The 19,547-nt window shown below is 56.7% G+C and carries 16 protein-coding genes and 1 pseudogene; 7 read left to right on the top strand and 10 right to left on the bottom strand.

What is annotated here, in order from left to right; genetic code table 11:
• The coding region (locus tag VGU61_RS00470; protein WP_326857122.1) for a hypothetical protein at window positions 1-261 on the top strand (261 nt) is incomplete at its 5' end.
• A gap of 123 nt (window positions 262-384) precedes the next feature.
• Here the strand turns inward: VGU61_RS00470 and VGU61_RS00465 are convergent.
• Window positions 385-1,170 carry an AraC family transcriptional regulator gene (locus VGU61_RS00465; protein ID WP_326857121.1) on the bottom strand — a complete coding sequence of 262 codons (786 nt, stop codon included), beginning with the start codon at window positions 1,168-1,170 and terminating at the stop codon, window positions 385-387.
• 278 nt (window positions 1,171-1,448) lie between these two features.
• Window positions 1,449-2,135 carry a winged helix-turn-helix transcriptional regulator gene (locus VGU61_RS00460; protein WP_326857119.1) on the bottom strand — a complete coding sequence of 229 codons (687 nt, stop codon included), beginning with the start codon at window positions 2,133-2,135 and terminating at the stop codon, window positions 1,449-1,451.
• A gap of 204 nt (window positions 2,136-2,339) precedes the next feature.
• Here VGU61_RS00460 and VGU61_RS00455 point away from each other — a divergent pair, with 204 nt between their 5' ends.
• On the top strand, window positions 2,340-3,182 hold the full coding sequence (locus VGU61_RS00455) for a class I SAM-dependent methyltransferase (RefSeq protein ID WP_326857118.1): 843 nt from the start codon (window positions 2,340-2,342) through the stop codon (window positions 3,180-3,182).
• Between the two features lie 28 nt (window positions 3,183-3,210).
• Here VGU61_RS00455 and VGU61_RS00450 read toward each other — a convergent pair.
• Window positions 3,211-3,579 (bottom strand): annotated as a pseudogene (locus VGU61_RS00450) (DDE-type integrase/transposase/recombinase); the annotation flags it as partial.
• A gap of 529 nt (window positions 3,580-4,108) precedes the next feature.
• Here VGU61_RS00450 and VGU61_RS00445 point away from each other — a divergent pair.
• The gene (locus VGU61_RS00445; RefSeq protein ID WP_326857117.1) at window positions 4,109-5,122 is read left to right on the top strand and encodes an AraC family transcriptional regulator; all 1,014 of its coding nucleotides are present in this window, start codon (window positions 4,109-4,111) and stop codon (window positions 5,120-5,122) included.
• Between the two features lie 21 nt (window positions 5,123-5,143).
• Window positions 5,144-6,118, top strand: coding sequence for a sensor domain-containing diguanylate cyclase (locus VGU61_RS00440; protein ID WP_326857116.1), 975 nt, complete (start codon window positions 5,144-5,146; stop codon window positions 6,116-6,118).
• A 254-nt stretch (window positions 6,119-6,372) separates the two neighbouring features.
• Here VGU61_RS00440 and VGU61_RS00435 read toward each other — a convergent pair whose 3' ends face one another.
• From VGU61_RS00435 to VGU61_RS00425, 3 genes are all read right to left on the bottom strand, one after another.
• Entirely contained in the window at window positions 6,373-8,151 is a 1,779-nt protein-coding gene (locus VGU61_RS00435; RefSeq protein WP_326857115.1) for a carboxylesterase/lipase family protein, read from the bottom strand.
• Between the two features lie 153 nt (window positions 8,152-8,304).
• A complete protein-coding gene (locus VGU61_RS00430) occupies window positions 8,305-9,867 on the bottom strand; it encodes a methyl-accepting chemotaxis protein (RefSeq protein WP_326857114.1) in 1,563 nt (520 codons plus the stop codon).
• 534 nt (window positions 9,868-10,401) lie between these two features.
• The gene (locus tag VGU61_RS00425) at window positions 10,402-11,343 is read right to left on the bottom strand and encodes a LysR family transcriptional regulator (protein WP_326857112.1); all 942 of its coding nucleotides are present in this window, start codon (window positions 11,341-11,343) and stop codon (window positions 10,402-10,404) included.
• 85 nt (window positions 11,344-11,428) lie between these two features.
• Here VGU61_RS00425 and VGU61_RS00420 point away from each other — a divergent pair, with 85 nt between their 5' ends.
• Complete coding sequence (locus VGU61_RS00420) at window positions 11,429-12,301, top strand: NAD(P)H-binding protein (RefSeq protein ID WP_326857111.1); 873 nt, start codon at window positions 11,429-11,431, stop codon at window positions 12,299-12,301.
• A 643-nt stretch (window positions 12,302-12,944) separates the two neighbouring features.
• Here the strand turns inward: VGU61_RS00420 and VGU61_RS00415 are convergent.
• The 3 genes from VGU61_RS00415 to VGU61_RS00405 form a co-directional block, all read right to left on the bottom strand.
• Window positions 12,945-13,337 (bottom strand): VOC family protein, encoded by a 393-nt coding sequence (locus VGU61_RS00415; RefSeq protein WP_326857110.1) that lies wholly within the window; start codon window positions 13,335-13,337, stop codon window positions 12,945-12,947.
• 222 nt (window positions 13,338-13,559) lie between these two features.
• The gene (locus VGU61_RS00410; RefSeq protein WP_326857109.1) at window positions 13,560-14,699 is read right to left on the bottom strand and encodes a glutathione-independent formaldehyde dehydrogenase; all 1,140 of its coding nucleotides are present in this window, start codon (window positions 14,697-14,699) and stop codon (window positions 13,560-13,562) included.
• Window positions 14,700-14,797: 98 nt separating this feature from the next.
• The gene (locus VGU61_RS00405; protein ID WP_326857108.1) at window positions 14,798-15,520 is read right to left on the bottom strand and encodes an alpha/beta hydrolase; all 723 of its coding nucleotides are present in this window, start codon (window positions 15,518-15,520) and stop codon (window positions 14,798-14,800) included.
• A 405-nt stretch (window positions 15,521-15,925) separates the two neighbouring features.
• Here VGU61_RS00405 and VGU61_RS00400 point away from each other — a divergent pair, with 405 nt between their 5' ends.
• Window positions 15,926-16,885 carry a TIGR03885 family FMN-dependent LLM class oxidoreductase gene (locus VGU61_RS00400; protein WP_326857106.1) on the top strand — a complete coding sequence of 320 codons (960 nt, stop codon included), beginning with the start codon at window positions 15,926-15,928 and terminating at the stop codon, window positions 16,883-16,885.
• A gap of 77 nt (window positions 16,886-16,962) precedes the next feature.
• On the opposite strand, the gene VGU61_RS00395 is transcribed toward VGU61_RS00400, so the two are convergent.
• On the bottom strand, window positions 16,963-17,544 hold the full coding sequence (locus VGU61_RS00395; protein ID WP_326857105.1) for a response regulator: 582 nt from the start codon (window positions 17,542-17,544) through the stop codon (window positions 16,963-16,965).
• An 8-nt stretch (window positions 17,545-17,552) separates the two neighbouring features.
• Here VGU61_RS00395 and VGU61_RS00390 point away from each other — a divergent pair, with 8 nt between their 5' ends.
• Window positions 17,553-19,466 carry a PAS domain S-box protein gene (locus VGU61_RS00390; protein ID WP_326857104.1) on the top strand — a complete coding sequence of 638 codons (1,914 nt, stop codon included), beginning with the start codon at window positions 17,553-17,555 and terminating at the stop codon, window positions 19,464-19,466.
• Window positions 19,467-19,547 lie beyond the last annotated feature (81 nt).

The following is a 19,547-nucleotide window of genomic DNA, read 5'->3' as shown; positions in this document are numbered from 1 at the left end:
AGAAGAGATGACGTGCTGCCGGCTTCCGCATTGCACGAAGCCGGCAGCAACAGTCCTTACCCTCGCATGCAGGCACATGCGGGACCACACTGGCATTGCGGGCCGCAGGCGCAGGTGGCGTTCTGCGCAGCCTGTTGCGTCGGCGGATTCTGGCAGCCACAGGTGCAGCTCCGGCCCGGGCAGTTGATGCAGTTGCATGGGGTTTGGTTGGTGGCATTCATCATGTTTCTCCTTACGGTTGGAAATGAGATGCCAGTGTAGGATCGCTCGCCCGCTTCGAATTGAACAAAACGGCTAACCGCATCCGGCGCGCAGCGGGTCAGCTGACGATAGATCAGGCAGGCTTGAATGTGCGCCAGCGAAGGAACAATCTCTGGCCTGCTGCTAGGCGCGCTGGACGCCGATCGCCGTCACGCCGAACATCCGCTTGAACGTGCGGGAGAAATGGGCTGAGTCGGCAAAACCTCCCGCGTGGGAAGCCGCTGTCAGGCTGCTGCCGGCCCCATACATCGCAACGGCAAGCTCCAGGCGCAGCCAGAGCACATAAGGACGAAAACGTATGCCTGTTTCCTGCAGGAAGAGATGACGGAAACGTTCGGGGGACAGGTGCACCGCTTCGGCGATCTCCGTCATCGTCACCGTGTCGGTGATTCGTTCACGGAGGATATCGATGGCACGCACGATTCGCTTATCGAGCGGCTTGGCGGAAGAGAGATGGACCGATGAAAGCTTGGTAGTTACCGCCCGTGCGCAATCAACGAGTTCCTCATCGGTAGCGTTTTGCGCGTACAGGGTCGCAAGTCGGGCGGCCAGCCCGGAGAACTCGTCGGCATCGAGCGCACTGACGCCCTCCGGATAGCGCTCGCGCAGTGCCCGGCCTTCCAGCGATTCGGGTTCAGAAAACACGAGCGCGACAAGTTCGCCGTGCGCTTCGAAGGCATGGGATTGATGGGCCGCGACGATGGCTGCAGCATAGGGAGTCCATGCCTGCCCGGGCGTGCGGAATCGCACCGGGTCGCCTGACAATGTCAGCGTGACCTGAATTGCATGATGCTCGTGGAACCCGGTTTCCTCCCCCGCATGGCCGATCCACAAACTGCCGCCACGCCAGAAAATGATCCGGCCCGTTCCGAACGGCTTGGCGGTTGGCCCGCGCCTGCTGCTGGTCATCCCCTGACTCCATGTCGCTCATTGATCATCAGCCCGTCGATCTTCGCGGCTGTGTTTCTCTCATGAAAGTTTAGCCGGTTTAATGCGAGCAGCACAACGGCGAGGGTTCGTCCCCCTCCAGCCGCCGGCGGCATTCATGCATCAGGCCAAACAATGACCGGTAACCGGGCATGAGAATAGCCGGCCTCGGCTCAGGGCTGATTTGAATGGATTCACTCCACTGCCCTTTTCGTTTCACCGGTATCTGCTTCATGCCTCACTCGGAAACAGTCGCCAGATTACCTGCTTGCTTCTCGACGCGTATTGGCGAACGTCCCGGTTCCTATCCAACCCCAGAAAGATTCGACCATACGTGTTGGCCCTTCCACGCGCACCTGATGCCCGCGGATCATTTCCTGCGGTGTCGAATCGCCTATCCAGATTTCCGTCATCGCGCGCACGCTGGAGGAAACGAGCAGGTTCGGGTCACGACCAGGGTCCTCGCGGCAGAGGTCGATTTTTCCATCCTCGACAATCAGCCACCAGACGGTTTCGCCGCGCCGGGCGTCGTGGAAGGCAAACTGGATTACCACCGCACCCGGTGGAAATTTTTCAGGACGAACCGAGCGCCGCATATCCCACATGAGCAAACCCGGATCAAGTTCGTCGTCACGCAACCCGCTGTTCATCCAGCGCGCGCCCCATACTCCCAATGCCCTGATGACGGGTTCAAGCTCCATGCCGGATGTCGTAAGGCAGTACTCCCAGACCTTGCCCGCGGGCTCGCGCCGGACGACACCAATCTCTTCCAGATGGCGCAGACGTTGTACGAGAAGGCTGGTCGACATGCGGGGAACCCCGCGATGAATATCGTTGAAGCGCTTGCTGCCGCATAACAATTCACGCAGCACCAAGGGTGTCCATCGTTCACACAAGGCTTCCGCGCCCCGCGCAACGGTACAGAACTGGCCATAGCTTTCGTCCATGCAAGCCTCCCGTCATGATCCGGTGATGCGCTTCAGACAAGCCAAACGCTTCAGATTTTGGACTGGACATCCCGCCTCGTCAAGCTCAGGCTAGGAACGCGCACTACCCGCACCACCACGCAAGTTCGCAGGTCGTGCGAGTTGGTCAGTGTGTCTGGCCCGCCACTTTCCCTCAACCACCTTTTCGTTCAAGGAGCACACATCATGAGCAGCATTGCATCGGAAGCACGCCCGGCGATGTCACCGGAAATGGAGGCGTTGAAGGCTCGCCTTAAAGCGACCTGGATGGCAGGCGACTACGGTCACTTTGCCCGGTTTCTGGAGCCTGGTGCATTGGAGTTTCTGGCACGCCTGCAACTGCAGCCGGGAACAAGCATGCTGGACGTCGCCTGTGGAGCAGGACAAATTGCCATACCGGCCGCCCGCGCAGGTATCAAGGCGACCGGCATCGACATTGCATCCAATCTCATCGAGCAGGCGAACCAGCGTGCCGCCGCGGAGAACCTCGACGCACGCTTCGAGGAAGGCGACGCGGAAGCGCTTCCTTACGAAGACGCATCGTTCGACACCGTCGTGAGTCTGATCGGCGCAATGTTTGCACCAAGGCCTGACAAGGTCGCCGCCGAGCTGGTCCGGGTTTGCCGTCCCGGCGGCAAAATCGTCATGGCGAACTGGACGCCGGAGGGACATGTCGGTCAGATGTTCAAAATCATCGGCCGGCATGTTCCCCCTCCACCACTCATGCCATCGACGATGAAATGGGGAGACGAGGCGACGGTGCGGGACCGTCTTGGCGTCGGGACGACACAAGTGCTTGTCGAGAAACATCTCTATCCCATGCGCTATCCGTTTGGACCAAACGAAGTCGTCGAATTTTTCTTCACCTATTATGGGCCGACGAACCGGGCACTGGCAGCATTGGATTCAGATGGCCAAGCCGCATTGCGCGCCGAGCTGGAGCAGCTATGGACCACGAATAATAAAGCGCAGGACGGCACTACCAATATACAAGCCGAGTATCTGCATGTCACGGCAATACGTGCCTGAATGTTGTCCTGACCGATGCCGGGAACAGGTATCGGCTGCCGGGGTCGGTATGGTGAATCAGGCCTGGTGGCGGCCGGCGCAGCGAGACGGCTGGACAGTGCCTGCATGACCAATTGCCGAGTCATGCGCTCGCCCATCGCGTAGCCCACGATGTCGCCGGACTGCAAGTCCTTCAACGCGGCCAGGTACAGCCAGCCTTCATCGGTCGCAATGTACGTCAGGTCACCGGTCCACACCTGGTCCGGTGCCTCGGCGGCGAATCGCTGCTCGAGCAGGTTCGGCGCGACCGGCAGCGTGTACTTCGCATCGGTCGTCGCCTTAAACTCGCGTTTTGCCTGCAGCGCAATCTCAGCATCTTGCGCAGCCGGCGTATGCGATGCAGGCCGACCTGCACGCCATGCCCGACGACTTGAGCGGTATTGACAGCCGCCGCGACGCCTACGGCCTCTGCCAGCTTGATTGCCTCCTCACGGAATTGCTTCGTATGACGCGCTTTCGGTATTCGACTCATCTATGCCTCAGTTCCTCATTTCTTCGAAACGTTGGCATACACTTTTTCAGCTGACCTCAACCGAGTTCAGGATTCCCGAGATATATGCCAATCGCAAGGCATACGAGTCACATCTTTAAGCAGCATTTGCTCTCCACCCTGTTGAAAAATTTGCAAGCCTGGCATCGGCCCATCACGCCGTCGAACAGCCGCTTACAGCCTGAAGGTCAGAAACGGGACTTTTTCATGACGTAACTTGCTGTTGAAGAATCGGATTGACGCAGGTATAACCATAGTGAACAAGTTCGGCTTGCACTGCGACAGTCCATCGTAGAATTTTTACAACACAAGCTGATAAAACGAAGAAAAATAATGAACCCGGTTATAGAAACTACAAGAAAACTGTCCGGGACGGAGAGACAAGGAGTAATGAAGCATGGCACCTGCAGGAACGGTTTCTGCTGCTTGGGTAAAAGGAATCGTGGAATTATTTCAGGCACTTGAATTAAACACCTCTGCACTATTCGAAAAGGCAGGGCTGAATATTGAAGACCTGAACAATAATAATGCTCGATTTTCACCTGACACAGTCAGCGCACTATGGGATCTGGCGGTGGAATATTCAGGAAATCCGGACATCGGGTTAGCCAGGCCCGATCTCGCACATCCTGTCAGCTTCGATTCCATTGCCTACGTGATGATGTCCTGTCCCCACTTGCTTGCCGGGCTTGAGCGATTCCTGCGGTACCTGCGAATTGTCAGTGATGCCGCCAATATCGGACTGCACAAGGAACAGGGAGGGTATGGCCTTACGCTTACCCTGGAAGGGAACGGCCGCCCCGTGCCGAGGGCGCGGATAGAATTCGTCCTGATAACGATTCTGAATCTTTGCCGCTGGCTGACCGCTCGCAACATCCAGCCGTCCGCAGTGGATTTCCCCTATCCGTCCCCAGCCAATACCAAGGCATATGAAGATGCGTTTCGTTGCCCCCTGCACTTCAATGCGGGCATGCATCAAATCCACTTTGCAGCCGCGGACCTTACCGCGCCGCTCCCAATGGCGAATGCCGAGTTGGCTGCCATGGTCGACCGTATGGCAGGTGAACATCTTCAACGTCTTGCAAGCACTGGCCTTAGCCAAAAGATCCGCGAATTGATTATTCGCCGGCTTCCCGACGGCGATCCATTACGCGCCGACCTCGCCAGGGAAATGTGCATGAGCGAACGCACCTTTCAGCGCCGATTGCACGAAGAAGGGACAACATTTAATGAACTCGTGGACGACACTCGCTGCAAGCTTGCTGAACAATATTTGCGAAAAAGCGATCTGACGTTGGCGCAAGTCGCTTACCTGCTCGGATTCGCTGATCAAAGCACTTTCTACCGCGCCTGCAAGCGGTGGTTCAATACTTCGCCCGGAGAGTACCGTAGCCGTATAACGCATGAATAGTTTTTTACAGACAGATAAATGATGGCCTTGCCAGAAGATCAGGTTTTCCCGGAGGAGATGGAAAAGTATCGGCGCATTTTCCATGGAATGCCGGACTACGCCACCTTTTCGAATTTGGAGACGGGTAAGTTTATCGATGTGAATCTCGGATTCGAGAACATGACCGGCTACCGGCGCGAAGAAGTGATCGGCAGAACGGCTGCAAGCATCCAGTTATGGGTAAGCGAGGAGGATCGGGATGCGGCGGTCGAAGCGCTACGGCACCGCGACAAGATATCCATAACGACCTTCTTTCGCCGGAAAGATGGAACGCATATTCTTGTCGAGGCGTCGCTGGCGACTTTCAAGGTGCAGGACGAATTGCTGCTGGTTGCTGTGGTACGGGACATCACGGCACGTCATCAGGCGGAACAGGAACTGCTGCAATATCGAAATGAACTGGAGCGACTTGTCGCCCAAAGAACCGCTGAACTCGAAACAGCAATGGAGCGGCTGCATGAACTGACGATACATGACGAGATGACGGGCGTTGGCAACCGGCGCGATCTAAAAAACAAGCTGGAAATGGAACGCCAGCTTTTTAATCGCACTCGCCTGCCTTTCAGCATCGCGGTACTCGACCTGGATGGATTCAAGGCGGTGAACGACCGGTTCGGCCACACCGTGGGTGATGAAGTCATTAAGGCATTTGCCAGAATTGTCAAATCAGAAATACGCGTTGTCGATTACCTGGCCCGATATGGCGGAGATGAATTTGTTGTGGTGATGAAAAACGTGAACGCCGCGGCTGCGGTGACTCTGCTCCAGCGCATCCGGAACGTCGTTGAAACATATGCCTGGAACACGCTTGCTGCCGGCATCAAGCTCACTACGTCGATTGGCGTCGCGGCATATCAGGACGGAGAACAAGTCGAAAACACATTCAGCCGAGCTGACGCTGCGTTGTATAAAGCCAAACTGAATGGGAAAAATTGCATTGTTGCTGCTGATTCCTGACTGGCGCCGCGCTCCAGCCCAGGCCGCAAGGAGTTGAACTGCCGACGTCGCCGGACCGATTTTCCCGGCCTGAGCTTCAGGGCCTCCCGGTTCCCGATCGACCGTGAGCAACGACCATTGATGAAGCAGATAAAGGCCCGCAATGCGGGCCTTTATGCATCTTGACCGGACAATAACCGATGTTATCGGAATAGCAGCCGGAGCAGGATTTCATTGCGAGTCTGATGGCCATACCGCACCAGACTCGCCCTTCTTTACTCCACTGAAATCTGCTTCTGGGTGAGATTCGCGTCAAACAGCAGCTTTTGCGGCCAGGCTGGCCATGTCGTACCCAACACCGAATCGTTCGGATTGCCGGTCCTCGCGAATGTGCCGATGCTTCTCATCATGGCATTCGACAAATCCAGTCGTCCGGCGCGGTTGGCAGTCGTGTTCATGATATTTGCCATCAGCGACGGTCCGAAATTGCCAAACACAAATGGAAGATCGAACAAGTGCGCGGCCCCGTAAATCTGATTCCATGGCGCCGGCTGTTCGTCCCAGTTGAACTGGTAATACCAGACTTCCGGCTGCCTCGCCTTCAGGGCATTGAGGATAACGTCGCGGTTGGACAGGAAGAACGCGTTGTTGAGCTGCTGTGCGCGTGCCGTAAAGCCGGTCACCGGTGCATCGACCGGCAGATAGGAAGGCGAAATCCACTGCTCGATGGTGGTCTGCGCAGGGGCATCCGGGTTGTAGCTGAAATGATGTGCAAACAGAGCTGCGTCCGTCACCGCGCGGGCGTTACCGGTTCCGCCTACCAGGGGCAGGAAGGACGGGAACAGCTTGCCTTCGTCACGGGTGTTGCCGGCCAATACCGGACCCCTGACGTAATTTCCGGCATTGATCGCCGCAATCGCATCGGTGGTCACGACCGTCCCTTCCGGTATCGGACCTGATCCGCTCAGCCCCAGCGCTGCAACCCGGGTCAGCAGTGTCGTGAACAACGCGCTCGGCGTCTTCGAACGCAAGTAGTCGGCGATCTGCGCATTGGATTGCGTGGCGAGATACGCCTGCGCCGATGCAGTGTCCGTGGCCCTGCCGTCTGCGATCAGCAGATTGTGCAACATCGCAGTACCTTGCGAGACTGCAGTGGAGACAGGATTCATCAGCGGGATGCTTCCCGCCGGCAGATTCGAGGCCAGGCCCAGGCCGCCGCTCATCGGAACGATCTTGTGGAACAGCTTCGGATTTGCATTCACCATCATCGGCGAGGTCTGCAATGCATATACATTGATCGCGCCGGCCGATTCGCCCATGATGGTCACATTGGACGCGTTGCCGCCGAAGGCAGCGATATTCCGATTGATGAACTGCAGCGCCTTGATGCTGTCGAGGATCGCAAAGTTGCCGGAATCGGTGGCTGCATCCGTGCCGGTCCTCAGTGAAGCCGCGTTGAAGAAGCCCAAAATGCCGAGCCGGAAATTGGGTGTGATCACCACCGCGTTGGCGGTGCGTGCAAGGTTGGCGCCGTCATACATCGGATCGGCCGTATAGCCCGAGACGTTGCTGCCGCCGTGGAAGAAGACGATTACCGGCAGGTTGGTGTCGGTCGTCGACGGACGCCAGATGTTGAGATACAGGCAGTCTTCGCTGCCGACAGCCTGGTTCAGGGTCGTGCCGATCGTCTGATCATAGCGGTTGTTCGCTCCCGGACCGTAAATGCGGCCATATTGGGCGCAGGCATTCCCGAATTCCTTGGTCGGGCGCGTCGCCGTCCATGTGTCCGGATCGACAGGTGCTCTCCAGCGCAATGCGCCGACGGGCGCTTTGGCAAACGGCACGCCTTTCCAGGTATAGGTGCCCGTCGTGGCGGCGTTGTCCACGCCTTCTATCGGGCCATATGTGGTTGACTTCACCACCGGCGAAGTAACCACGGGTGTAATTGGATTGTCGCTTCCGCCGCATGAACTGAGCAGGGAAATTGCGATGCCTGCCGTTGCAAACAGGCGTATTGAAGGGTGAATCGGCTTCTTGAAACGTGTTTCTCTCATGACACTTGTCTCCATTGTGGGTTTCTACTGTAAATCTTTCCCTACCTCGGTTTGTTTTATTTGATGAGTTGATCTCATCGTTCTTACTGTGAACCGCATATCGCTGTTCACGCATTCGGAGTAACTGCCCCTCGACTTTCTTTCAATCCGAAATCATTTATAGAATCCGCAGGCGATGACCACATCACCGGCGATCTCAAAATACGAAGCCTTTACCAACATCTTCTTTGTCACGGGATGGTTCCATTTGTAGTCCACCCATCCCGCTCCTTTGGCCTTGGCCGCGGCAACAATATCCTTGATAAAAAACTTCCCTTCGACGTCCTTGAAATTCTTTCCATCGACGCCGACGAGACGTGGATTGGAGCCGTGTGCCAGCGCAATGCATTCAATTGAATAAACACTTAGGTAAAGATCACGGTCGATGAACTGGCCTTTGCTCAATTTATTAACGTCGGCAATCAGCTCCTGCTGTCCGTTAAGTCGCGCATATTCAACGCCCCGCTTTACCATCTCTACGGCCTCTTCGGCGTTTCCGAACTCACGCATACCCAGATTGAAGTTTGAAACAGCCTCGGTCAGGGTTACCGCCTGCTCGTTCAATTGCGTGAGCCCTTTCGACACATCGCTCACCAAGGCTGAATTTTTCTGCGTGGATGCATCGATCTGCATCACCGCGCGATTTATTTCCTCGATACCGACACGCTGTTCCCGGCTTGCCGCCGTTATTTCCCCCATCAGATCGGCAAGGTGCTGTACCGACTCGACAATCTCGCCCATTGAAGCGCCAGCCCGGCTGACCAGTTCGCCGCCAGCGTCAGTTTTTTCGACCGAGTCCGAAATGAGTTCCTTGATTTCCTTTGCGGCAGTGGCTGAACGTTGGGCAAGTGTCCGCACCTCCGACGCGACGACTGCAAACCCTCTTCCCTGCTCACCTGCCCGTGCCGCCTCGACTGCAGCGTTCAATGCCAGAATATTCGTCTGAAATGCGATGCCATCAATGACACCAATGATTTCTGCGACCTTGCGTGAACTGTGCTGAATACCACGCATGGTGGTAACAACGTTGCCGACAATTTCTCCACCTTTGATGGCGGAATTGGCGGTCGCGGCCGCCAGCGAATTTGCCTGCTCTGCGTTGTCCGCATTCTGGGACACGGTTGATGTAAGCTCTTCGAGTGAAGAGGCTGTCTTTTCCAGCGACGCCGACTGTTCCTGGGTACGGGAGGAGAGCGCTGCATTGTCATTGGTGATCATCCCGGCAGCTGTTGCTATTGTTGTCGTTCCAGACCGCACCTGACTTACGATATCGAACATGCTTTCGCTGATGTCATGCAGCCCGCGCATCAGTTCGCCGAATTCACCATGCGCGTCCGTCTTTACCGGATCGGCAAGATCGCCGTCCGCGACACGCTTGGTGACTGCCACCGCTTCACGTATCGCATCCTTCAGCACGCTCCTTGCCAGCCAGAGAGTCGTGGTAAAGATTGCGTGGGTTGTCGCAGTCAATCCAAGAACAAGGAACAACAGGTTGGCATCGCCAAGCTTATTGAAGAGCGCGAATGTCAATACCGCTTCGATAACCAGGAAGGCAAAAAAAACCGTGCCGCCGCCGGCAAGCATGACTGTGCCGAAGTTGAACCGGGCTAAACGCATCACTTTCTCCAGTATTTTCCGTTCGTGCTTTTTAGCCCTCTTTTTTACTTGTTCAACCAAGCACCCGTCATGAATGCGCCGTTCATTTCAGGTGCGCTCTACTTTTCGCGACGAAGTCAGCAAACGCATCCCCTTCACCTTGTTCAATGCTGGCTCAGCATTGCCGGCACCTGCAACCCCGTACGGCAGCTCGTGAAACGAGAGGTTTGTTTGAATCCGTAATCATCGACAGACTATAAGCACTGCCCGTGCGAGCGTCGCTTGCACGCGAGGCCAAACTACTGGCTTGGCGAGACAAAATGCACGCCTATCTCAGCGAATCGTCCCATTCCAAACGGAAGTAATTGACATTGAAAATGCAGCAGTAGCAAGCGCACTCCGTCCGAAAATCATGCTTGCCGGTGCACAGCCGCAAGAATCGCTGCCCTTGCAATCACTAAACGGGACGACGTCGGCAACCGCAGCTGCGCTTCATGCCGGATCAGGACCTCCGTCAGGCTTTCTTGGGACGTCTATTGTGCGGATACATGAGTGTGCCGGGCGGCATCTCAGGTATTAAGGTCTAACGTGTACGCATCTTTGATGCATTTTCGATCACGCCGCAGTAGCGGACTTCATCGGGCGGGCTGCATGTTGAATGGCTGTGGCCCCGCGCTCCCGCATCCAGCGATGAGCCGGGTCGTCGTGACAGCGCTGGTGCCAGAGCAGCCGCAGCGTGAATCCCTCCAGTTCCACGGGCGGCTCCCGCACCTCCAGCGCTTCGTGGCGAGCCATGTAAGCGGCAATCCGCAGCGGCAGGGTCATGATCAGGTCGGTCGCGGCGACAACCGCGGTCGACGCCATGAAGTGCGGCAGGCGCAGGGTAATGTTGCGCGCCGGTCGGCCAAGCCGCTCCAGCGCTGCGTCGACGGCGCTGCGATCGCGTCCCGGCGAACTGATCAGCACGTGGCGCTGCGCGAGGAAGGTATCGAGATCCAGCGGCCGGTCCGCCAGCGGATGTCCTCTCCGCATGATGCAGGCGAACCGGTCGTCGAGCACCGCGCGCTGATAGATTCCCGCAGGCGCATCATCAGTCACACCCAGAACCAGATCCGCCTCGCCGGTTTGAAGTCGTTCCGGCCAGTCATTGCCCGCGTCTCCCACGTCCATCCGCATCCCCGGCGCTTCGGCCAGCAGCGCTTCGAGCATCGACGGCAGCGAGGTCAGACTGGCATAGTCGACCGTCAGCAGCTTGAAACGTCCGTTGAATACTTCCGGCGCAAAGGACTCATCCGTCAGCATGTTCCGGACCCCGTCCAGCACACGACCAAGCTGCTGTGCCAAGACCTGGCCTCTGGCCGTCACCACCATCTCGGAACCTGCGCGCACCAGCAATGGATCTTGAAAAGTATCGCGAAGCCGACCGAGAGCACGGCTCATCGCCGGTTGACTCATGGACACACGCTCTGCGGCCCGCGTCACGTGACGCTCCGCCAGCAGGGCTTCCAGCGCTACCAGCAAGTTCAGGTCAAGCGAGCGAAGATTCGTTTCATGCATGACGAGTATCCCAAAAATGCATTGGAAGCATCATAACTCCGCACTTACGATGAGACTACCTTCATCACCCACCAGGAGAAATGCTATGTATGCAGTCATTGGAGTTTCCGGCAATACCGGCTCGGCCGTCGCCCGGACCTTGCTTGACCTGGGCAAGCGCGTTCGCGCCGTCGTCCGCCGCCCCGAGGCAGGCGCGGATTTTCGCCGCCAGGGTGCCGAGATTGCCGTGGCCGATCTGGCGGATACGACGGCCCTTGCGGCCGCCTTCTCGGGGGTTGACGGGGTTTACGTCATGACGCCGCCTCTCTTGGAAGTTTCGGACCCGGACGGCACCAAACGGGCATTCATTAAGGCAATTCGGGCTGCCGCCGAGCAGGCCGGCGCACCCCCGCTGGTTGTGCTCTCCTCCCTGGGCGCTCACCTATCGTCCGGCACCGGGCCGGTGGTGCTCCTGCACGAGCTGGAGCAGGCGCTACGTGATTATCCGGGTAGCGTGAGCTTCCTGCGGGCACCCTACTTCCTGGACAACTGGGCCGAAGCTATCGGCCCGGCAACTGAAGAGGGAGTTTTCCCGTCACTTATAACACTGGGTGTCCGCATCGACATGGCGACAACCGCGGATATCGGACGAATTGCAGTGCAACTTCTGCTGGAAGCCCATCGCGGTCGCCGCATCGTGGAGCTGCAAAGCTCCCGCCGGTACAGCGCGCAAGACGTGGCACTCGACCTTGCCCGAATATTAGGCAACCCGCTTGAAGTGATCTATCCGCCGCGCAGCGTGTGGCATGACATCCTCACCGGCGCAGGGCTCTCGCAAACAGGCGCCGTACAGATGGCCGAGCTGATCGACAGTATCAATGCGGACCGCATCGGCTTCTCCGGCGAGGGCGAGTGCCGAACCGCGGAGGAAGATCCGGCTGCCATGTTCGGGCGAATGCTGGATGCGAAAGTCACGTAAGGCAACGCATATGCATCACTTGGTTACCTCGGAGCGGCTCCGTGCCGCGCCCACGTTGGCAGCCGCGAAACGTTGCCGGGAATGACGAAAAGCAAATGGCAAAAATAGCGCCGTACGCTCTTGACATCATTCGTCAGGAGCGTAGTATGCAAATCACCTGTCGCTTTCAACGTGCCAAACATCTTTTGGACGATCGACGCGCATTGGTTGGAAATGAGTCTTGGCGGGAGCGATTGTCACATGCTGATGAACCCGAAACCATGACGCTTCCGACCCCCTAAACCCATGGTTCTGGGGTGCTGGCAACGCGCGACAGGTTCAATTAAACGGCCCGCTTCGTGAGAACGCGGGCCGTTTTCATTTTTATCGTGGCTTCGGCTCTGACTACCCTTCCCTGCCATCTGCTTCGGGCATGGTGCCGCACTTCCGTCAGTCGGCCATATCCAGCGCATCATCAACTTCGATGCAGGAATGGCGCGAAGGAATCACGAGTTTGCACTTCCGGAATCAGCACCGCCTTTGTTCACCACAAAGCAGGTGCGCCAAACAGTCCGTCGCATGCGGCCCATTCACTCCGCCTGCCGACACTGTGCATGCAGCCTTATGCCATGACGGATCGTCATGCGCCGTCTGATTGACGAACTTACTTGGGACGATAGATCGCGCAGAGCTTATGGCCATCGGGATCACGCACATAGGCCAGATGTAGCGCTCCCATCTTGCCCTCACGCAGACCTGGCGGGTCTTCGATGGATTTGCCGCCATTGGCGACCGCCACATCATGAAACTCTTTAACCTGCTCCGGTGAATTGCACTTGAAGCCGATCGTGGCGCCATTTGCACACGTCGCGTCCTCGCCATTGATCGGCTCGGTGATGCAAAAGGTGCTTCCGTCATGCCGGTAAAAGAGCCGGGTGTGGCCTGAATCGGCCTTGTTGCGCAATGGTTCGCCGGCCCCAAGCGTACCCAGCACAGCGTCATAGAAGCGCTTTGAACGTTCTATGTCATTCGAACCAATCATTATGTGATTAAACATGCTTCGTCTCCTCTATTCCGGGTATCTTACCGGGATTCTCTATTTTGCGATCATGGCTGGACGGGACAATGCCGGGCCGTCCTTGCATAACCTGCGCGGGCGACCATTAGAGCAGATAACCATCAGGAAAAGAAGATCCAAAGAACGGCGTCATTCGATGTCCGATCGAATGAAATGCAGGGCCGGTTGCTTCCTTCGCCGGCCAACCGATGCGATTCTACGTTATGCGCCGGTTTTCAAAACCACCTTGGTCCAGCCCTGCTTGCGCGCATCGAAACTGGCATAACCCTCGGCCGCCTTTTCCAGCGGCAGTTCATGCGAGACGATGAACGACGGATTCGCGCGCCCCTGCTGGATCAACTCCATGAGCTTTCGGTTGTAGGCCTTGACATTCGCCTGTCCCGTGCCCATGCGCTGCCCCTTGGTGAAGAAGGTGCCGAAATCGAATGCAAGCTTGCCTTGCTTGGCAAGTTCGTCCGGCGCACCAGGGTCCTCAGGCATGAATACGCCGACCACGCCGATTCCTCCAGTGGCTTTCACCGAGTTGACAAGGTTATTCATCGTGAGATTCGGCACTTCATGGCCGGGATGGTCATGACACTGATAGCCGACGCATTCACAGCCGCAGTCGGCGCCGCGCCCGTTAGTCAGCTTAAGGATCTCGTCGACACAGGATTCATCGACCTTATTGATCGGGATGGCGCCGATCTTTTCAGCCAACGCAAGCCGGTCTTCATGCATGTCCACTACCATTACTTTCGCAGCCCCTTTGATCATGGCCGAGTGCGCAGCCATCAGGCCGACCGGACCAGCACCGAAGATCACGACGGAATCACCCGGCTTGACGCCGGCAAGCTCAGTTGCGTGGTAACCGGTGGGGAAGATATCCGATAGCATCACATAATCGTTCTCCTTTTCCTCGGCGTCAGGCGGCAGCACCAGGCAATTGAAGTCGGCATAGGGCACTCGCAGATATTCCGCTTGACCACCGCTGTATGGCCCCATTTCGGCGTAGCCGTAAGCGGCACCGGCATTGCCGGGGTTCGCGATCAGACAGAAAGCGGTCTGGCCCCGTTCACAGTTTTCGCAAAAGCCGCAGGAGATGTTGAACGGCAGACATACCCGATCCCCTACCCTCACCCGCTCCACCGCACTCCCGGTCTCAATGACAATGCCCAGGTTCTCATGACCGAGAATCTTGCCCGCCTCCACACTAGTGCGCCCTTCATACATGTGCAGGTCAGATCCGCAAATGTTTGTGCTCGTGATCTTCACGAGCACGTCGGTCGGCTTTTCGATCTTGGCATCCGGCACGTTGTTGACTACCACATCGCGCGGCCCTTTATAGACGAGGGCTTTCATCGGTTTTTCCTTTCGTTGGGCAGAGCCGGAAATGACCGGCTGGTCTGGGGTTCAGGCTAAGCACTGTTCACCATGCGCAAACGTGCTCCCGGATAGATTTAAACGCTGTTGACGAATTGAACGAGATCGCGATTGAGTCGGTCCTTGTCCGTGACAAACAGACCATGCGGTGCGCCTTCATACACGAGATATCGCGGAGCCCGCAGCATTTCGACTGTGCGCGCACTACTGGCCTTGATTGGGACCGTCTGGTCGGCATCGCCGTGAATCACCAATGCAGGAACATTGACTGCCTTCAGATCGTTGCGAAAATCGGTTTCGGCAAAGGCGCGGGCGCAGTCGAGCGTCGCCTTGAGAGACGCCTGCAAGGTCAGGTGCTGCATCCAATCGAGCGTGGCTTGGGATACAGGGTGCTTGAGCATGCCTACGTTGAAGAACTGCTTACCGAAGGTGGTCAGAAAATCCGGCCAATCCTTGTTGATGCTCTCGAGGATTTGGGAAAAGACGGCCGGGTCCACGCCATCCGGGTTGTCGTCCGTCTTTTTCAGAAACGGCGTCACTGCACTGACGAAAGCCACTTTGGCAATTCGCGCACCACCATGGCGGGCCATGTAACGCGCTACTTCCCCGCCACCCATCGAAAACCCGACCAGGGTCACATCCTGCAAATTCAATCCTTCAAGCAATCCTTTGAGATCGTCGGCCATCGTGTCATAGTCGTATCCGTCCCAAGGTTTGGATGAGTGGCCAAAGCCGCGTCTGTCGTATGCAATTGCCCGGATGCCGTGCTTAGGGAGTTCGGCCAGCTGGTACTGCCACATTGCATGGCTTGCAGGCCATCCGTGGATAAGAAAACCGGTCGCCCTGTTCCAACGTCCTGATAAGCAAGATTCACCGGTTCGCCGTTTGCTGTCGATCCGACTTGAACGGTTGGCATGTGACTTCCTTTCTTCATTGGTTTGCAAGATGAAAGATCGAACTGCGCACCATCGATATGAATAAGTGAATAGGACAAAGTTCATTAGGAATCTCACCACTCATGCTTCGGTATTGCCAAGCCGGATAACAATATGCAATGAAAAATTTTTTACCAACCGGGCATAGATTGTCTTCTTGACTTCGAGGAACAGTGAATGCGGACTACTGACACATTTTTAATATTGACTGGAATTGTGTCATGCCGGGCAATGTCTGATGGGGCATTCCTTCAAACCGGCGATTGACCTATGGCGCTCCTTGGCTACCACTGCTCCCACGAACAATATTCTCCCTCGCAACTTCTGCATCACGCCAAGCTCGCTGCGCAAGCGGGCTTCAAGCATGCGATGTGTTCCGATCATTTTCACCCCTGGAGTGTTGAGCAGGGGCAAAGCGGCTTTGCATGGTCATGGCTCGGAGCGGCAATGGAAGCAACGCCGCTTTCGCTGGGCACGGTGAACGCGCCGGGGCAGCGTTACCATCCCGCTGTCATTGCGCAGGCTGCCGCAACGCTGGTGGAAATGTACCCGGATCGATTCTGGTTGTCCGTCGGAAGTGGCGAGGCGCTGAATGAAATGATCACCGGCGCCGTATGGCCTCCCAAGCAGGAGCGCAGGCAACGTCTGAAGGAATGTATCGAAGTAATGCGTTCCTTGTGGCACGGTGAAACCGTGAATCATCAGGGGCTCGTGAACGTCCGGAATGCGAAACTGTATTCGCTGCCCGCAACACCGCCCAAGCTCATTGCGGCCTGCTTGACGGAGGACTCCGCGCGCTGGGCGGGGCAATGGGCCGACGGCCTCGTCACCGTGAGTCAGGACAAGGACAGCATGAAAGCGATAGTCCAGGCTTTCCGGGAAGGCGGTGGTGAAGGAAAGCCGATGTATCTCCAGGTTGTCCTTTCATTCGCACGAACCCGGGAGGAAGCCGCGCACGCCGCCCACAAGGAATGGCGGCAGGCAGGCCTTGAAAAAAATGATCTCGCGGACCTGGATTCCCCTGAAGCATTCGACCGTGCAACGGCGCGCCTGGGCATTCAGGACACGGAGAGCAGCGTGCGTATTTCCAGCAATATCGTCGAGCATGCGGACTGGCTTTCCCAGGATGCCGAGCTTGGATTCGATCGGCTTTACCTGCACAACGTGCATCGCGATCAACAGCGATTCTTATCCGAGTTCGCCGAACGTGTCATGCCGCTATTCACTTGACAAGCGTGTGCCGCAATCCCGACTTTCGTGTCAATATTCCGCGCAATGGCTCATGCCCAAGGATTCGATGAGCCGATTCAATGCCTGATGAACCGGGAAGCAAGACCGCACATGATGTTGACGAGCTGCTGAATATCCATCGGCTTGGCGCCATACTCCTCGATACCCGGCGAAACGGTTCTGCTGATATCCGCTTCCAGCGCAGACCCCGTCAGGATGATTACCGGAATTGGCGCCAATTCAGAAGTAGTCCTTATCGCGTAAAGCACTTCCATGCCGTCAACGGTCTGCAGCTTCAGGTTCAGCAACACCAGGCCTGGATTAACGGGTGACCGGTGCTGATATTGTTTACGACACAAAAGATAGCCGAGCCCTTCCCGTCGGTCATTTACAACGACGATCTCGTTAGTTACACCGCATTTGTGTAATGCAGGCAGAGCGAGTTCGATATCGTTCGAAGCGTCTTCAACAAGCAGAATCGTTTTTTTATCCAGGAGGGACACAGCACAACATGAAGCATTGAAGGTTAACCGCGTTTGCTGTGCATGTGCCAACGCCGCTTCTCTTGCGTTAATTAAAGATTGAATGCCGACAAAATGAGCGACAGGCGTGTACCATTGCGCCATCATCACACAGGTAGCGGCCACCTTCGCAAGCATCAGATACGATGAACCAGCTCTACAATTTACCTGCCCGCCCAATGATCGATGAACGTCGATTCCAATTGCTGGTCTCCGGAATCAGTGACTATGCCATCTACATGCTTACCCCTGAAGGCATCGTGGCGAGCTGGAATGCCGGCGCGCAACGCTTCAAGGGATACACCGCCGAAGAAATCATCGGCCAGCACTTCAGCCGCTTCTACACTCCCGAGGATCAGGAAGCCGGCATGCCGGCCAAGGCATTGGAAATTGCATTAAGGGAAGGCAAGTTCGAAGCAGAAGGATGGCGCGTACGAAAAGACGGCACGCAATTCTGGACCAGTGCAATCATCGATCCGATTTACGATACGGACAGGCAGTTGGTCGGGTTCGCCAAAGTCACACGCGACGTGACCGAACGCAGGCAGGCGCAGGAAGCACTGCGCCAAAGCGAGCAGCGATTCCGCATGCTGGTCCAGGGTGTGACCGATTACGCGATCTACATGTTGTCGCCAACCGGAGAAGTCACCAACTGGAATTCGGGAGCCGAACGCATCAAAGGGTATAGCGCTGACGAAGTCGTCGGAACCTCGTTTTCCCGTTTCCATACGCCTGACGACCAGAAGGCCGGTCTGCCGTCCGTCGCTTTGCAGACAGCCAGTCGGGAGGGCCGCTTCGAGCGGGAAGGCTGGCGGGTACGCAAAGACGGGACAAAGTTCTGGGCACATGTCGTGATCGACGCCATCTACAACGACGACGGCACATTGGCGGGATTTGCCAAGATTACGCGCGACATCACCGAGAAGAAGGAAGCCGCCGAGGCACTGGAGCGTGCGAATGCGGCGTTGTTCCAGTCGCAAAAGATGGAGGCTATCGGTCAGTTGACCGGCGGGATCGCGCATGACTTCAACAACCTGTTGTCGGTCATCAGCAACGGACTTCAATTATTCCCGCACAAGACACAAGACCCGGCTGATCTGAAGATTCTTGAAAGCATGCGGCGGGCTGTTGAGCGTGGTGCGACGCTGACACAGCAACTTCTCTCCTTCGCGCGAAAACAGCCGCTGAGTCCGGAAAAGCATAACCTGAACAGCGTGATCAACGGATTTGAAGCGGTACTGCGGCGGGCGGGTAATGCAAGCATTGCCTTCGACCTGAAATTATCTCCCCGCCTCAAATTGGTGATGATCGATGCGCCCCGGTTCGAGACGGCATTGCTGAATCTCGTCGTGAATGCGCGCGATGCGATGCAGGATGGCGGCCTCATATCGATCATCACGTCGAATGTGATGATCGCCCGCGATGAAGTGGAAGGCTTGAGCCCGGGAAACTATGTCGAAGTCAGTGTCTGCGACACCGGCGCGGGAATGTCCGCGGAAGTCATGGCACGGGCATTTGAACCATTTTTCACAACGAAGGAGATCGGCAAGGGCACTGGTCTCGGCTTGAGCCAGGTATATGGTTTCATATCGCAGTCCGGCGGAGTGGTGCGTATCAAATCGACAGTCGGTCAAGGCACGACCATAAGCCTGTATCTACCTGCTCTGGACGAAGACAGCGGGGAAGCCGACATCTGCGAGGAAGATAGCGACACGGTGCTCGTCGTCGATGACGAGCCGGACGTGATGGATATGGCGGCGGAATTGTTTCGCAGCATCGGCTATGAGGTATTTACTGCGAATAATGGACAAACCGCCCTGGAAATACTCCAGCGCAGCAAGGACATATCAGTGTTGTTCTCGGACGTCGTGATGCCGGGGATGACCGGCATCGAGTTGGCCAAGCGGGCGCGCCAGCTTCGACCGGCAATGAAGATTATCCTCGCCTCCGGCTATCCGCAGCCTGCCCTGAAGGCGCAGCATACCGAGATCGGCGAGTTTCCGTTCATGAACAAGCCTTACAAGCTTGCCGAACTTGCCAAGAAATTGCGGACATCATGATTCGATGGCAAAGGGCCAAGTATTAGTGCAAGGTAGCTTTCCAAGGACATGGTCTCCTGATCCATCGTTGCACAATATTGG

Source organism: Noviherbaspirillum sp., from assembly GCF_035944575.1.
In the GTDB taxonomy this organism is placed as follows: Bacteria; Pseudomonadota; Gammaproteobacteria; order Burkholderiales; family Burkholderiaceae_D; genus Noviherbaspirillum.
This window is presented reverse-complemented; position numbering and strand designations above follow the sequence as displayed.

Excerpts from the sequence above, each read along its gene's own strand:
- VGU61_RS00410 (WP_326857109.1), bottom strand. The coding sequence starts at position 14,699 with ATGAAAGCCCTCGTCTATAAAGGGCCGCGCGATGTGGTAGTCAACAAC.
- VGU61_RS00420 (WP_326857111.1), top strand. The coding sequence starts at position 11,429 with ATGTATGCAGTCATTGGAGTTTCCGGCAATACCGGCTCGGCCGTCGCC.
- VGU61_RS00405 (WP_326857108.1), bottom strand. The coding sequence starts at position 15,520 with ATGTGGCAGTACCAGCTGGCCGAACTCCCTAAGCACGGCATCCGGGCA.
- VGU61_RS00455 (WP_326857118.1), top strand. The coding sequence starts at position 2,340 with ATGAGCAGCATTGCATCGGAAGCACGCCCGGCGATGTCACCGGAAATG.
- VGU61_RS00435 (WP_326857115.1), bottom strand. The coding sequence starts at position 8,151 with ATGAGAGAAACACGTTTCAAGAAGCCGATTCACCCTTCAATACGCCTG.
- VGU61_RS00460 (WP_326857119.1), bottom strand. The coding sequence starts at position 2,135 with ATGGACGAAAGCTATGGCCAGTTCTGTACCGTTGCGCGGGGCGCGGAA.
- VGU61_RS00390 (WP_326857104.1), top strand. The coding sequence starts at position 17,553 with ATGAACCAGCTCTACAATTTACCTGCCCGCCCAATGATCGATGAACGT.
- VGU61_RS00415 (WP_326857110.1), bottom strand. The coding sequence starts at position 13,337 with ATGTTTAATCACATAATGATTGGTTCGAATGACATAGAACGTTCAAAG.
- VGU61_RS00445 (WP_326857117.1), top strand. The coding sequence starts at position 4,109 with ATGGCACCTGCAGGAACGGTTTCTGCTGCTTGGGTAAAAGGAATCGTG.
- VGU61_RS00400 (WP_326857106.1), top strand. The coding sequence starts at position 15,926 with ATGGCGCTCCTTGGCTACCACTGCTCCCACGAACAATATTCTCCCTCG.
- VGU61_RS00425 (WP_326857112.1), bottom strand. The coding sequence starts at position 11,343 with ATGCATGAAACGAATCTTCGCTCGCTTGACCTGAACTTGCTGGTAGCG.
- VGU61_RS00395 (WP_326857105.1), bottom strand. The coding sequence starts at position 17,544 with ATGCTTGCGAAGGTGGCCGCTACCTGTGTGATGATGGCGCAATGGTAC.
- VGU61_RS00440 (WP_326857116.1), top strand. The coding sequence starts at position 5,144 with ATGGCCTTGCCAGAAGATCAGGTTTTCCCGGAGGAGATGGAAAAGTAT.
- VGU61_RS00465 (WP_326857121.1), bottom strand. The coding sequence starts at position 1,170 with ATGACCAGCAGCAGGCGCGGGCCAACCGCCAAGCCGTTCGGAACGGGC.